Raw genomic sequence first — 13,401 nt, forward strand, 5'->3', positions numbered from 1 at the left:
GAGATCATGCGATGTTCCGGCTGGCACAACTTTCACTTGCGAACCGGGCACTGATCGCACTGATCACAGTCTTCGCCTCCGTCTTTGGTGTCATCACCATGACATCGCTGAAGCAGGAACTCATCCCATCCATCGAGTTCCCCCAGATCACGGTGCTGACCGCCATGCCCGGGGCCTCCCCGGAGGTGGTGGACAAGCAGGTGAGCGGGCCGCTGGAGACCGCGTTGAACGGCGTGGAGGGGCTGGAATCCACCTCCTCCACGTCCCGCAACGGCGTTTCCCAGATCACGATGGTGTTCACTTACGGCGCGAACCTGGACCGGGCACGGAACCAGATCGACCGCGCCATCTCCAACGCCAAGCGGACCCTGCCGGAGGATGTCCAGCCGCAGGCCATCGCCGGGAGCATCAGCGATTTCCCCATCGTGTTCCTGGCCGTGTCCTCGGACAAGCCGCTCAGCGAACTGAACGCAGACCTCCAGCGGCTGAGCGTGCCCAGGCTGCAGAAGATCGACGGCGTGCGGGGCGCGGACGTGACCGGCGGGGCCTCCCAGCACATCGAGATCCTTCCCCGCACCGATGCGATGGCGGCGGCCGGAGCCACCCTCACGTCCATCCGGGATGCACTGGGCAACAACGGGGCGCTGATCCCGGCAGGCACGCTGGAGGAGCAGGGGAAGACGTTGTCGCTGCAGATCGGCAGCCCGGTGGATTCACTGGACGCGATCCGGGCGCTGCCCCTGTCCGGCGCAAAGAACGCGGCCACGATCGGCAGCGTGGCGGATGTGTCCCTGAAGGACGATGAACGCACCTCCATTACCCGCACCAACGGGGCGGAAACCCTCGCTGTGTCCGTCACCAAGAAACCAGAGGGCGACACCGTGGCCATCTCGCACGCGGTGAAGGACAGCCTCGATGAACTTGAGGCGGAACTGGGTTCGAATGCCAAGTTCACGCCGGTGTTCGACCAGGCCCCCTTTATTGAAAAGTCGATCAAGGACCTGACCACCGAGGGCCTGCTGGGCCTGGGCTTCGCCGTTGCGGTGATCCTGGTCTTCCTGATGTCCACGCGTTCCACCCTGGTGACGGCGGTTTCCATTCCGCTCTCGCTCCTGATTACCTTCATCGGACTGTCCGCCACCGGATACTCCCTGAACATCCTCACGCTGGGCGCGCTGACCATAGCCATCGGCCGTGTGGTGGACGACTCGATCGTGGTGATCGAGAACATCAAGCGGCACCTCAGTTACGGCGAGGACAAGGTCACCGCAATCCTGACCGCCATCAGGGAAGTGGCGGGGGCCATCACCGCGTCCACGCTGACCACCGTGGCGGTTTTCCTCCCCATCGCGTTCGTGGGTGAGCTGGCCGGCGAACTTTTCAGGCCGTTTGCCCTCACCGTCACCATGGCGCTGCTGGCCTCGCTCCTGGTCTCGCTGACCATCGTCCCGGTCCTGGCCTACTGGTTCCTGAAGAACACCGCCGCCGTTTCCGGCTCAAGCCCTGACGGCTCCGCTGCCGCGCGCCTGAGCGCTGCCGAAGCCCGCGCGAAGGCGCTGGAGGCTGAACAGAAAAGCAGGCTCCAGCGCGGCTACCTCCCCATCCTCACCAGGACACAGAAGCATCCTGTGGTGACGCTGGTTGCCGCCGTCCTGGTGCTGGGTGCCACCGCAGCCATGACGCCGCTGCTCGCCACCAACCTGCTGGGCAACTCCGGCCAGAACAGCCTGACCGTCCGCCAGGTGCTGCCCGCCGGCACCAGCCTCGCGGACACCAGCGCGGCAGCCGTCCGGCTGGAAGAGGTGCTCCGCGGCATCGAGGGCATCAAGGATGTCCAGGTGACATCCGGCAACGCCCAGGCCGGGTTCGCCGCCCTCACCTCAACCGGATCCTCAAACTCCACCTTCACGGTTGTCACCGATGAAAAGGCGGACCAGGAGGAGCTGCAAAATACTGTTCGGAGCGAACTGTCCCAGGTACCGGACTCCGGGAAAGTCTCGGTAGGTACCCAGCAGGGCGGCTTCGGCACATCATCCACGGTGGATATCACGCTCAAGGCCGCCAGCACCGACGACCTCCGGGAAGCCAGCGACACCATGGTGGAGGCAATGACCGGCGTGCCGGGAACCAGCGAGGTGGAGACCAACCTCGCTGCCAGCCAGCCCGTTGTCCAGGTCAAGGTTGACAGGGCCAAGGCGGTGGCCGCCGGGCTGAACGAGGAACAGGTGGCAGGGGTGCTCGCCTCCACCATCAGCCCCATCCCGGCCGGCGAAGTAAGGATCGATACCGATGACTTCCCCGTCCAGATCGGCCAGGGCACCCGCTTCACCAGCATCGAGGCGGTCCGCCGCATCCCGCTCCCTGCGGCAGGTGGCCCGGTGACGCTGGGCAGCATCGCCTCGGTGGAACAGGTTGACGTGCCGGTGTCCATCACCGCCAGCAACGGCCAGCGCACCGCGCGGGTCTCCGTCACGCCGTCGGGGTCCAACTTGGGGGCGGTGAACGCCGAAGTGCAGAAGCGGCTGGCTGACGTCCAGCTCCCGCCGGGCGTGACCGCTGAAATCGGCGGCGCCACCACCCAGCAGCAGGAGTCCTTCCAGCAGCTGGGACTGGCGCTGCTGGCCGCGATCGCCATCGTCTACGTCATCATGGTGGCCACGTTCAAGTCCCTCATCCAACCCCTGATCCTGCTGGTCTCGGTCCCGTTCGCCGCCACCGGCGCGGTGGCGCTGCTCCTGGTCACCGGCGTGCCGTTGGGACTGCCGTCGCTGATCGGCATGCTGATGCTGGTGGGCATCGTGGTAACCAACGCAATCGTGCTCATCGACCTCATCAACCAGTACCGGCAGCCACGGGACGGGCGTCCGGGCATGACCGTGGCGGATGCCATCACCCACGGCTCGAGACAGCGCCTTCGTCCTATCCTGATGACGGCCCTGGCAACCGTGTTTGCCCTGACGCCCATGGCGCTCGGCCTCACGGGGGGCGGTGGCTTTATTTCGCAGCCGCTTGCCGTGGTGGTCATCGGAGGGCTCATTTCCTCCACCGCCCTGACGCTGGTCCTGGTACCGGTCCTGTACCGGCTGGTGGAGGGCCGCCGCGAGAGGAAGGCGCTGCTCCGGGAGCTGCAGGCACGGCCGGAATTCGGGCCCGGGGCCGACGTCGATGAGGAGTTCCGGGACTGGACCACCGGGATGGTGCCCAAGACCAGCGGCCGCCGCGCTGCCCCCGGAAGCCCCGAGTAACACCGGAATAATTCCGCCGCGGCTGCGTTGTACCCGTCGATAGATGCAAATGCATCTACATTGGACTACACTGGGAGCAAGCCAGCAGTCCAGGAACGGAAAGGCACATCATGCAGATCGGTGTTTTCAGCGTCAGTGACATCACCACGGACCCGACCACGGGCCGTACCCCCACCGAGCACGAGCGCATCAAAGCCTCGGTGGCCATCGCCAAAAAGGTCGAGGAAATCGGCATGGATGTCTACGCCTTGGGCGAGCACCACAACCGGCCTTTCTTCTCTTCCTCCCCCACCACAACCCTCGCCTACATCGCCGCCCAGACAGAGCGCATCATCCTGTCCACGGCCACCACGCTGATCACGACGAACGACCCCGTCAAGATCGCCGAGGATTTCGCAATGCTCCAGCACCTGGCCGACGGCCGCGTTGACCTGGTCCTGGGCCGCGGCAACACCGCACCCGTTTACCCCTGGTTCGGCAAGAACATCCAGGACGGCGTGGAGCTGGCCATCGAAAACTACAGCCTGCTGCGCAAGCTGTGGGACGAGGACACGGTGAACTGGTCCGGCAAGTTCCGCACGCCGCTGCAGAACTTCACGTCCACCCCCCGCCCGCTCGACGACGTGGCCCCCTTTGTGTGGCACGGCTCCATCCGCACGCCCCAGATCGCCGAGGTGGCCGCCTACTTCGGTGACGGTTTCTTTGCCAACAACATCTTCTGGCCGAAGGAGCACTACCAGCAGCTGATCGGCCTCTACCGGGAGCGCTACGAGCACTACGGCCACGGCAAGGCAGACCAGGCGATCGTGGGACTGGGCGGACAGTTCTTCATGCGGAAGAACTCGCAGGACGCCGTGAAGGAGTTCCGGCCCTACTTCGATAATGCGCCGGTCTACGGCCACGGGCCGTCACTGGAGGACTTCACCTCCCAGACACCGCTGACGGTGGGCAGCCCGCAGGAAGTGATCGAAAAGACCCTCACATTCCGGGAGTACTTCGGCGACTACCAGCGGCAGCTGTTCCTGATCGACCACGCGGGGCTGCCGCTGAAGACGGTCCTGGAGCAGCTGGACCTGTTCGGCGAGGAAGTACTCCCCGTCCTGCGCAAGGAGTACGCCGCCCGCAAGCCCGCCCATGTTCCGGAGCCGCCCACCCACGCAAACCGGGTTGCCGCAGCACTCGCCGCCCGGGATGCTGAGAAATCTCCCGTGGAGGCGTGATGGCCGGCAAGGGCGCGGAGTCTCCGGTCCGCCTGGCCGCGGAGACCTGGGAGTCGCTGTTCCGCGCGCAGGTGGCCGTGATGCGCAAGCTGCAGTCCGGCCCCGCCTTCCGGAAGCTCGCACTGAACGAGTACGACGTCCTGTTTACGCTCTCGCGGTGCCCCACCGGCTGGCTGCGCCTCAACGAGCTCAATGACAACGTCCTGCTCAGCCAGTCCAGCCTCAGCCGGCTGGTGGAAAGGCTGGAGAAACGCGGGCTCGTGGAGAGGAGGCAGGCGCCGGAGGACGGCCGCGGCGTCCTGCTCAGGCTGACGGACGAGGGCCGGGACCTGCAGAAGGAGATCGGGCGCGAACACGTGCGCGACATCTCCTCGCTCATGGGCCCTGCCCTGACGCCGGCGGAACAAAAGGAACTCATGAGGCTTACCACCAAGTTGAGGGGTTCCCTTGGCGCACTGCCCCGGCAGGAATCCCGCTAGCCCAGCGCCACCAGGCTGGCCGGGTCCTCCTGCGGCAGCGTGCCGTTGACCACGGCAGTAACGCGGAGCTGGTTCAGGGTCAGGCTTCCCCCGACGGTGGACAGGAATGCCGTATCTGCGGAATCCCGTCCGGCCGTGATCCGCAGCATCGATTCCCGGGGGGCGAGCCCCGTGGGATCGATGACATGCCAGGCGCCTTCCACATAGGCTTCTGCAACGGCGTGGAAGTCCATCGGGCTCAGACCCGGCGCATAAACCGCAGCCAGGCGGGCGGGGATGTCCTTGGACCTGAGCAGTGCGATGGCAAGGTGGGCAAAGTCCCGGCACACGCCGCGCCGGCTGAGGAGAGTCTCCACGGCGCCATCCGTGCCGCGTGAGGAGCCGCTGATGTACCTCAATTCACCGTTGACCCAGTTCCGCACGGCGTGCAGCAGCGCGCCGCCGTGGACCCCCTCGAATTCCGCATAGGCCGTGGGCAGGAGGCGGTCCGACTCTGCATACCGGCTGGGCCGGACGTAGCGGATGCGGTCCGCCAGCCCTGCTTCCTCCGGCACCGCCTTCCCTGCCACGGTGGCGGAATACTCCACGGTTACCTCGGCCGGTTCCGCGAACTCCATGTAATGCAGCCGGCCGCCGTGGTGGTCCGGTACCTCACAGGCCGTGACCTGTTCGCCGTCCGCCGCGATGGACAGGTTCTCCTCGAAGGAGGAGTAGCCGGAGTTCCTGGCCGCGGCGATGGCCATGGCCACCTTGGTGTTGGCTGTGGTCCTGAAAACCAGGCGTGCGGAAACGGTGCGTTCCATGACTCTCCGGGGGTGTCGGCGGGAAGGAAGCCGCCGCGTGTCCCGGCCAAAGATGTGGGCCGGCAGCGGGACTAGTTTTTGATCTCCAGAGACATTAGCATCCGCTGGACGTTCGCGAAGTCGCTGCCCTCCTTGACATACCGCGCTGCCTGGTCCAGGTTGTCGAAGGCCTTGGCGGGCGCCACCTTTTCGTCCGGCGCATAGGCCTTCAGCGAAACCAGGTCGCCGAAGGAGTAGTCGCCCTTGCCCGCCGGTCCACGGACTATGTTCCGCAGCTCGCAGGCCTGCCCGTCCGCCCCGCCCACCATGTTCGTGACGCCGTAGGAGCCGAAGTAGCGGTAACCCTGGATGACCCGAAAGACTACCCGGGGCTCGATCGTTCCCTCCCCGCCTTCGGCGGACAGTTCCACCGGAACGCTGCTGATCACTGTGTACGGCCGCCGCGCACCTTCCGGGCAGTCCGCGGACGACGGCGGGAGTCCCGTCCGGAGTGCCCCCATGAACGTGCCGTCGGGCTTCTTCACCTCAATCTTCAACGCGCCGGGCAGGGTGCCCTCCTCCGGTGCCACTGCCTGCGCAATCCAGTCCTGCGGCAGCTCAAAACTCACGGTCTTCGCGGGGTCAGAGAAGGTTTTCCAGGCCGATGCCGTGGCTCCGGGACCCGCGCCGGCGGAACCGGTGGGACCCGGCGCAGCACCGGGAGAAGTCGCAGCTGGTCCGGCGGTTTCGGGCTGGCCGGCCGTGCCCGCCGGACTACTGGAAGAACCAGGCTGCGCCGTCCATTCCGGGCCGCTGGCCGGGGGTGCCGAGCACCCCGCCAGGAACGCAGCGCCCAGGAGCACGGACAGCCCGGACAGGATCTTCGGTGCTGGCATCCCTCTCATGCAGCCAGCCTAACGGCGCCGGTGCAGGTCAGATGCAGTCCCGGCACGGCGTTTCCCAGCCCTGCTGCCGAACCAGGCGGCGGCACCAAGCCGCCGTGTCGCCGTCGGACGTGCAACTTCGGCCCCGGGGACTAGGCTGGTGCGTATGGAAGCCCACCACGGAACGGCCGAAGAAGATTTGGCGGACATTTCCGCCGTCGACATCGCCGACTGGCGGCTCCGGACCTTTGCCATATACGCCAACGTCCGCAAAATCTCGGCAGAGAATCCGGCGGAAGCACATCTGTATTGGCGCCACCAGCGGGACCTCATGTTCGCCACCCACCCCGCCTCCCCGCTGACCTCCGAGGACAAGGCGCGCTTCGCCGGTTTGAAGACGGCCGACTACGATCCGATCTACCGTTTCCACATCCCGCTGACCAAGGAAGGTGCCGGCCGGGAAATGAGCGTGGAAACCGGGACCGACGGCGTGGTGAACTTCGTCAGGCTGGGCACGTTCGACCTTCCCGAAATGGGGCAGCTTGCTGTGTGGAAGCTGCGGGGCTACGGCGGCGGCATCTTTGTACCCTTCCGCGACGCGACGGCAAACCAGCCCGGCGGAAGCTACGGTGCGGGCCGGTACCTGCTGGACACCATCAAGGGAGCTTTCCACGGCGTCAACGGGACAGGGCCGGGGGCAAGCTTTGTCCTGGACTTCAACTTTGCGTACAACCCGTCCTGCGCCTACAACGAGGCTTGGGCGTGCCCGCTGCCGGGACCGTCCAACCGGCTGGCCGTGGATATCCCCGTTGGAGAGCTTTACTGACGGTGTCTGCGGGCGCTAGGCGCCCAGGGCCCGCACGCTCTCCACGGCCCGGCGCACGGCCACGGCAGCGGTGTGGAGGTCTTCCCGGGTTACCGTGGAGTCGAAGCTGAAGCGGATGGCTGTCTGCGCCACTTCCGGGTCATAGCCCATGGCCGTGAGGACAGGGGACGGCGCATCCGAGCCGGCCGCGCAGGCTGAACCGCTGGAACACACCACGCCCTGCCGCTCCAGTTCCAGCAGCACCGACTCCCCGCTCGTCCCCGGGAAGCAGAAGGACGCCACGGAGGGCAGCCGCTCCTGGCGATGTCCGGTGAGGACCGAGTCCGGGACCGTGGTGAGCACGGCGTCCACGAACGCGTCGCGCAGTGCCGCCACCCGCCGTCGTTCTTCCTCCTGGTGTGCCTGGGCAAGCGTCAGTGCGGTGGCCAGCCCCACAGCTCCGGCCACGTTCTCCGTCCCGGACCTGCGCCCGCGTTCCTGCCCGCCGCCGTGGACCAGCGGCTCCAACCGGGTGCGGCCCCGGACGAAGAGCACGCCGCAGCCCTTGGGCGCCCCCAGCTTGTGGCCGGAAATGCTCATCGCGTCCACGCCCAGCGCCTTGCTGTCCAGCGGCAGCCAGCCCGCAGCCTGGACCGCGTCGGTATGGAAAGGGACCCCCTGCCGGTGGGCGATGGCGGCCAGCCCGGCAACCGGCTGGACGGTCCCCACTTCATTGTTGGCATACATGATGCTGACCAGCGCCGTTTCGGGGCGCAGCACGGCGAGGAGTGCTTCCGGCGTCACCAGTCCTGTGCCGTCCACCGGCACCACGTCGATACTGAACCCGTGGAAGCGTTCCAGGTAGCGTGCGGATTCCTCCACCGCGGGATGTTCGACGGCGCTGATCACCACGCGGTTCAGCTGCGGGTCCGCAGCCTGCCGGGCAAGGGCGATGCCTTTGACGGCCAGGTTGTCCGCTTCTGTTCCGCCGGACGTGAAGGTCACTTCACCGGGCCTGCAACCCAGGACGGCGGCCACCGATGCCCGGGCCCCGGCGAGCGCGCTGGCGGCCGATTCTCCCAGCGTGTGGTGGCTGGAGGGGTTCCCGAAGTCCCCTGTCAGGTAGGGCCACATGGCGTCCAGCACCTCACGGCGGACCGGGGTGGTGGCGGCAGCATCAAGGAAGATCATGGCGTCACCCGGCTGTCAGTTCCACATCCAGGCCGAGGTCCAGGGCAGCCACGCTGTGGGTGAGGGCACCCACAGAGATGACATCCACCCCGGTGGCGGCAATCCCTGCCACTGTTCCCAGGTTCACGTTGCCGCTGGCCTCCACCCGCGCACGTCCTGCCACCAGGGCAACCCCGGCGCGCAATTCATCCAGGGTGAAGTTGTCCAGCATGATGGTGTCCACGCCGGCTGCCAGGACGGGCTCGATCTGGTCCATGCGGTCCACTTCGACCTCGAAGTGGGTAGTGTGTCCTAGCTGTGCCTTGGCTGCCAGGAGCAGTCCGGTCAGCCTGGCCGGGTCACCGCCGGTCATGACGGCCAAGTGGTTGTCCTTGGCCAGGACGGCGTCGGAGAGGCTGTACCGGTGGTTGGCGCCGCCGCCGCAGCGCACGGCGAACCGTTCCAGGATCCGCAGCCCGGGAGTGGTTTTCCGGGTGTCGGTGATCCTGGCGGATGTTCCCGCTGCCAGCCGGACGAATTCATGGGTCTTGGTGGCAATGGCAGACATCCGCTGGACCAGGTTGAGGGCCACCCGTTCCGCAAGGAGGACAGACCTGGCCCGTCCGCTGACCCGCGCGAGGTGGGTGCCGGCCTCGAACGTGTCCCCGTCCGCAAGCAGCAGTTCCACCTCCGTTTCCGGGTCCACCAGCAGCATGGCATCCCGGAACACCGTGGCCCCGCTGAAGACGCCGGCCACGCGCGCGTTCAGGGCCGCGGTGGCGCGGGCTTCGGCGGGGATCAGCAGCTGGGAGGTAATGTCTCCGGCCGGGGCGTCCTCGGCAAAGGCCCGTTCCAAAATCTCGCGTACGGGAGCCGACGGCAGCGCCAGGTCCACACGGCGGCCCGCGGCTACCGGTTCGATCAGGGCGTTGTCAGTCATGGAGAAGGCTCGCTTTCGGGCGGAGGGCAATGGTCTCTTCGGGTTCATCGCTGCGGTAATGGGCGCCGAGGGATTCAGCGCGGTTCAGGGCTGCCGCAACCAGCAGTTGGGCGGCAAGCAGCAGGTTGCGGTCCTCGTGCACCATGGGGTGTGCGGTAGCGGCGGGAACAGCATGGGGACGGACGACGGCGGCCCACCGGTCAAGGGTTTGCGCCGCCTCCCGCAGCAGGGCGCCACTGCGAAGCACGCCGGCCTTGGCAGTCATCAGCCGCTGGAGGGCACCACGCGAAAACGGCTCGGGTTGAGCGGTGGAGCGTCCGATGGGTTGGGTACCTGTACCGGCTTCCGGCGCATCGAGCGCAGGCGCCGAGGGAACCGCGGGGCTGCCTTCCAGGAAGTCTTCGACTGCGCGCCGGCCGAAGACGAGTCCCTCCAGGAGGGAGTTGCTGGCCAGCCGGTTTGCGCCTTGGACGCCGGTGCATGCGACTTCGCCGGCGGCGTAGAGTCCGGGGACGCTGGTCCTGGCGTGCAGGTCGGTGAGTACTCCGCCCATCCAGTAGTGCGCGGCCGGGGCTACCGGCACCGGTTCGCGGGTCCAGTCGAAACCTGCTTCACGGGTCCGAAGGGTAAGGGTGGGGAAGCGTTTGGCCAGGAAGCCTGGCCCCTTGGCCTGTTCGATGACCCGTGCATCCAGGTACACATGGCCGTTGGGGTTGCCGAGTTTGGCCAGGTGCAGGGCGATGCTGCGGGACACTACGTCGCGGGGGGCCAGCTCCGCGTCCCGGTGGTAGGCAGTCATGAAGCGCCGGCCGCCGGCGTCGAGCAGGATGGCGCCTTCGCCGCGGACTGCTTCTGAGATCAGCAGCGGATCCGGGCTCGCTTCGCCGGCGGCCGCATCAGTGCCCAGCGCCAGGCAGGTGGGGTGGAACTGGAAGAATTCAAGGTCTGCCAGTGCTGCGCCGGCCCGCACGGCGAGCGCCAGGCCGTCGGCGGTGGCCACCGCAGGGTTGGTGGTCTGGGCGAAGAGCTGGCCTGCTCCCCCGGTGGCGAGCAGCACCGCGCCCCCCTGCACCGTGAGCATCCGGCCGTCCTGGAGGTAGTGCACGCCATTGACACTGCCGCCGGATTTTTGCAGGGCGGTGGCCTGCGCGTCCATCAGGAGCGTGATGCTGCCCTCCTCCTGGCGCGCCAGTACTGAACGGATCAGCGACTGCGCCACCCTGGCGCCGGTGGCGTCGCCTCCGGCGTGGAGGATGCGGGGTGCCGAATGGGCCGCTTCCAGCCCCAAGGCCGGACCGCCGTCGGACTTCAGGTCAAAGTCCACGCCAAGCCGCTGCAGCCCGGCGATGTCCTCCCGGGCCTCCGTGCACATCAGCCTTACGGCTTCGGCATTGCAGTGGCCGGCTCCGGCGCGCAGGGTGTCTGCGATGTGGTCCGCAACGGTGTCACCGGGGGCAGGGTTGGCCAGGACGGCTGAGATGCCGCCCTGCGCGTACCAGGTGTTGCTGTCATCCAGGCCTCCCTTGGTCAGCAGCACCACCTCCGCCCCGGCGTCGGCCGCCAGCAGCGCGGCGTAGAGTCCGGCAATACCGCTGCCGACGACGATCAGCCGGCGGCTCATCAGGGCCTCGCGGCGAGCATGCGCTCGAGGGCAGTCCTGGCGTTGTCCTGGACGGAGTCCGCCACGGTAATGCGGTTCACCACCCGCCCGGCCACCAGTTCCTCCAGCACCCAGGCCAAATAGCCGGGATGGATCCGGTACATGGTGGAGCAGGGGCAGATCACGGGGTCCAGGCAGAAGATGGTGTGCTGCGGGTACTCCGCGGCGAGCCGGTTCACCATGTTGATCTCGGTGCCGATCGCAAAGGTGGTGGGCTCGGTGGCAGCAGCGATGGCTTTCTTGATGAAGTCGGTGGAGCCGGCCGAATCGGCAGCGTCCACCACTTCCATGGGGCACTCCGGGTGCACAATCACCTGGACGCCGGGGAAATCGGCGCGGGCCTTCTCGATCTGCGCCACGCTGAAGCGCTTGTGCACCGAGCAGAACCCGTGCCACAGGATGACCCGTGAATCGAGCAGTGCCTGCTCGTCATTGCCGCCCAGGTCCTTGCGCGGGTTCCACATGGGCATCTGCTCCAGCGGCACGCCCAGCGCTTTCGCGGTGTTCCGGCCCAGGTGCTGGTCGGGGAAGAACAGTACGCGCTGGGCCCGCTGGAACGCCCACTCAAGCACCGTCCTGGCGTTGGAGGAGGTGCATACGATGCCGCCATGCTCACCGCAGAAAGCCTTCAGGGCAGCGGAGGAATTCATGTAGGTGACGGGAAGGACCGGAACCCGGCCCTCGGCGTCGGGCTCTGTACCGTACAGCTCCTCGAGCTGCTCCCAGCACTCGGCAACGGAGTCGGCATCCGCCATGTCCGCCATGGAGCAGCCGGCCGCGAGGTTGGGCAGGATGACGGCCTGTTCGGGCGCGGAGAGGATGTCCGCTGTCTCCGCCATGAAGTGCACGCCGCAGAAAACAATCGCTTCCGCGTCCGGCCTGGTCAGTGCCGCGTTGGCCAGCTGGAAGGAGTCGCCCACAAAGTCCGCGTACTGGATCACTTCGTCGCGCTGGTAGAAATGGCCGAGGATGACGGCGCGGTCCCCCAGCGCAGCCTTGGCGGCAAGGATCCTTTCGCCCAGCTCGGCGTCGCTGGCCAGCTTGTACTCCTCCGGCAGCTGGCCCTGGCGGGGGGTTGCGGCAGGGGCCACGTCTGCGCTGGAGGCACCGGGGCCGTAGGCGGGAACGCCGGCGAGCGCCTCGGCAAGGTCGTAGTCCCACGGGCCCTTGGCCAGGGCGGGGCTGCAGGTGCTGCCCTTCGCCGTCGCGCCTTTTTCGGCCTGCTCGCGCGTGATCAGCTGGATGGCTGTGTTGACGCTGCTCATAGTGTGCTCCTGTTGTCTGGGTCAAGGCCGGGCCGGCCGGTAAAGCGGTAGAGGCGCGGGGGGCGGTGCTTGCCGCCCTGGAGGTATTCGCCGGTCTCTTCTATTTCGGGCGTGGATTTGAGCTGCCTGCGGAAGTTTGCCGGATCCAGCTCACGGTCCAGCACGGCCTCGTAAACTTCCCGCACCTGGGCCAGGGTGAAGTACTCCCCCAGCAGGTGGTAGGCCACGGAGCCGTAGGCCAGCTTGTTGCGCAGCCGCCACAGCGCGTACTCCACGATCGCGTTGTGGTCGAAGGCCAGTTCCCCGAGCCGGTCCGCCCGGAACCACCGGACGTTCTCGGACTCGTCAGCGAGCGCGGCTTCGGTGGGCTGGACCAGGGCCCAGTAGACGATCGACACCACGCGCTGGCTGGGTGAGCGGTGCAGCCCGCCGAAGGCGTACAGCTGCTCCAGGTAGCTGGGGGCGAGCCCCGTGGTTTCCCGCAGGTTCCGCGATGCCGCGTCCTGCAGCGACTCCGAATGGGTCAGCGGCCCGCCCGGCAGCGCCCACAGGCCCCTGAAGGGCTCGCGGATCCTGCGCACCAGCGGCAGCCAAAGCGTGGGCCGGCCGGAGCTTTCGCTGGGCCGGAGGGCGAAGATGACGGTGGAGATGGCCAGCGACGGCGGTGCCGACTGGCGCTCGGACACGTTGGCAGAGCTGGAGTACACGTTCCACCGCCTTCCGGTGCCGGAGGGGCTCCGCCGGTGGAGACGCCCCGCTTTAGTTATGGTCACTTTGACCAAAACTAATTCTACGGCCCGCCGGCCCGGAATTGCCAAATGTTTCTGCCCAGGTTTTCCTGCTGCAGGGTCGGCCGAAGCGCTTCCCCGCAGCACTCACCGGGGCCGGTTCACGGACCTGGGCCCAGAGGCGGTAAATTCAATAGGTCCCACAAGGCAGCACACCAGACCC

The 13,401-nt window shown here is 67.1% G+C and carries 11 protein-coding genes; 4 read left to right on the top strand and 7 right to left on the bottom strand.

Annotation, left to right across the window (positions count from 1 at the left end; translation table 11 throughout):
- Positions 1-11: 11 nt before the first annotated feature.
- From ASPHE3_RS11945 to ASPHE3_RS11955, 3 genes are all read left to right on the top strand, one after another.
- Positions 12-3,245, top strand: a complete 3,234-nt coding sequence (locus ASPHE3_RS11945) for an efflux RND transporter permease subunit (protein WP_013601461.1) — start codon at positions 12-14, stop codon at positions 3,243-3,245.
- A gap of 110 nt (positions 3,246-3,355) precedes the next feature.
- Positions 3,356-4,465, top strand: a complete 1,110-nt coding sequence (locus ASPHE3_RS11950; RefSeq protein ID WP_013601462.1) for an LLM class flavin-dependent oxidoreductase — start codon at positions 3,356-3,358, stop codon at positions 4,463-4,465.
- On the top strand, positions 4,465-4,944 hold the full coding sequence (locus ASPHE3_RS11955) for a MarR family winged helix-turn-helix transcriptional regulator (RefSeq protein ID WP_013601463.1): 480 nt from the start codon (positions 4,465-4,467) through the stop codon (positions 4,942-4,944). Before ASPHE3_RS11950 ends, ASPHE3_RS11955 begins: the two co-directional genes overlap by 1 nt.
- On the opposite strand, the gene ASPHE3_RS11960 is transcribed toward ASPHE3_RS11955, so the two are convergent.
- Complete coding sequence (locus ASPHE3_RS11960; RefSeq protein WP_013601464.1) at positions 4,941-5,747, bottom strand: transglutaminase-like domain-containing protein; 807 nt, start codon at positions 5,745-5,747, stop codon at positions 4,941-4,943. The two genes, ASPHE3_RS11955 and ASPHE3_RS11960, sit on opposite strands and share 4 nt — an antisense overlap.
- A gap of 71 nt (positions 5,748-5,818) precedes the next feature.
- Positions 5,819-6,622: a hypothetical protein gene (locus ASPHE3_RS11965; protein ID WP_013601465.1), complete on the bottom strand. Its 804-nt coding sequence runs from the start codon at positions 6,620-6,622 to the stop codon at positions 5,819-5,821.
- A 154-nt stretch (positions 6,623-6,776) separates the two neighbouring features.
- On the opposite strand from ASPHE3_RS11965, the gene ASPHE3_RS11970 reads away from it, so the two are divergent.
- Entirely contained in the window at positions 6,777-7,436 is a 660-nt protein-coding gene (locus ASPHE3_RS11970) for a DUF1684 domain-containing protein (RefSeq protein ID WP_013601466.1), read from the top strand.
- A gap of 15 nt (positions 7,437-7,451) precedes the next feature.
- On the opposite strand, the gene ASPHE3_RS11975 is transcribed toward ASPHE3_RS11970, so the two are convergent.
- The 5 genes from ASPHE3_RS11975 to ASPHE3_RS11995 are packed head-to-tail and all read right to left on the bottom strand — an operon-like array spanning position 7,452 to position 13,157.
- A complete protein-coding gene (locus tag ASPHE3_RS11975; RefSeq protein WP_013601467.1) occupies positions 7,452-8,606 on the bottom strand; it encodes a cysteine desulfurase family protein in 1,155 nt (384 codons plus the stop codon).
- 4 nt (positions 8,607-8,610) lie between these two features.
- Positions 8,611-9,525, bottom strand: a complete 915-nt coding sequence (nadC, locus tag ASPHE3_RS11980) for a carboxylating nicotinate-nucleotide diphosphorylase (protein ID WP_013601468.1) — start codon at positions 9,523-9,525, stop codon at positions 8,611-8,613.
- On the bottom strand, positions 9,518-11,146 hold the full coding sequence (gene nadB, locus ASPHE3_RS11985; RefSeq protein ID WP_013601469.1) for an L-aspartate oxidase: 1,629 nt from the start codon (positions 11,144-11,146) through the stop codon (positions 9,518-9,520). The genes nadC and nadB overlap by 8 nt, the downstream gene beginning before the upstream one ends.
- The gene (gene nadA, locus ASPHE3_RS11990; RefSeq protein ID WP_013601470.1) at positions 11,146-12,450 is read right to left on the bottom strand and encodes a quinolinate synthase NadA; all 1,305 of its coding nucleotides are present in this window, start codon (positions 12,448-12,450) and stop codon (positions 11,146-11,148) included. Before nadA ends, nadB begins: the two co-directional genes overlap by 1 nt.
- Positions 12,447-13,157, bottom strand: coding sequence for an NUDIX hydrolase (locus ASPHE3_RS11995; RefSeq protein ID WP_013601471.1), 711 nt, complete (start codon positions 13,155-13,157; stop codon positions 12,447-12,449). Before ASPHE3_RS11995 ends, nadA begins: the two co-directional genes overlap by 4 nt.
- Between the last annotated feature and the right edge of the window lie 244 nt (positions 13,158-13,401).

It is taken from the genome of Pseudarthrobacter phenanthrenivorans Sphe3, from assembly GCF_000189535.1.
Classification (GTDB): domain Bacteria; phylum Actinomycetota; class Actinomycetes; order Actinomycetales; family Micrococcaceae; genus Arthrobacter; species Arthrobacter phenanthrenivorans.

Excerpts from the sequence above, each read along its gene's own strand:
- ASPHE3_RS11970 (WP_013601466.1), top strand. The coding sequence starts at position 6,777 with ATGGAAGCCCACCACGGAACGGCCGAAGAAGATTTGGCGGACATTTCC.
- ASPHE3_RS11960 (WP_013601464.1), bottom strand. The coding sequence starts at position 5,747 with ATGGAACGCACCGTTTCCGCACGCCTGGTTTTCAGGACCACAGCCAAC.
- nadA (WP_013601470.1), bottom strand. The coding sequence starts at position 12,450 with ATGAGCAGCGTCAACACAGCCATCCAGCTGATCACGCGCGAGCAGGCC.
- ASPHE3_RS11945 (WP_013601461.1), top strand. The coding sequence starts at position 12 with ATGTTCCGGCTGGCACAACTTTCACTTGCGAACCGGGCACTGATCGCA.
- ASPHE3_RS11955 (WP_013601463.1), top strand. The coding sequence starts at position 4,465 with ATGGCCGGCAAGGGCGCGGAGTCTCCGGTCCGCCTGGCCGCGGAGACC.
- nadC (WP_013601468.1), bottom strand. The coding sequence starts at position 9,525 with ATGACTGACAACGCCCTGATCGAACCGGTAGCCGCGGGCCGCCGTGTG.
- ASPHE3_RS11950 (WP_013601462.1), top strand. The coding sequence starts at position 3,356 with ATGCAGATCGGTGTTTTCAGCGTCAGTGACATCACCACGGACCCGACC.
- ASPHE3_RS11965 (WP_013601465.1), bottom strand. The coding sequence starts at position 6,622 with ATGCCAGCACCGAAGATCCTGTCCGGGCTGTCCGTGCTCCTGGGCGCT.
- ASPHE3_RS11975 (WP_013601467.1), bottom strand. The coding sequence starts at position 8,606 with ATGATCTTCCTTGATGCTGCCGCCACCACCCCGGTCCGCCGTGAGGTG.
- nadB (WP_013601469.1), bottom strand. The coding sequence starts at position 11,146 with ATGAGCCGCCGGCTGATCGTCGTCGGCAGCGGTATTGCCGGACTCTAC.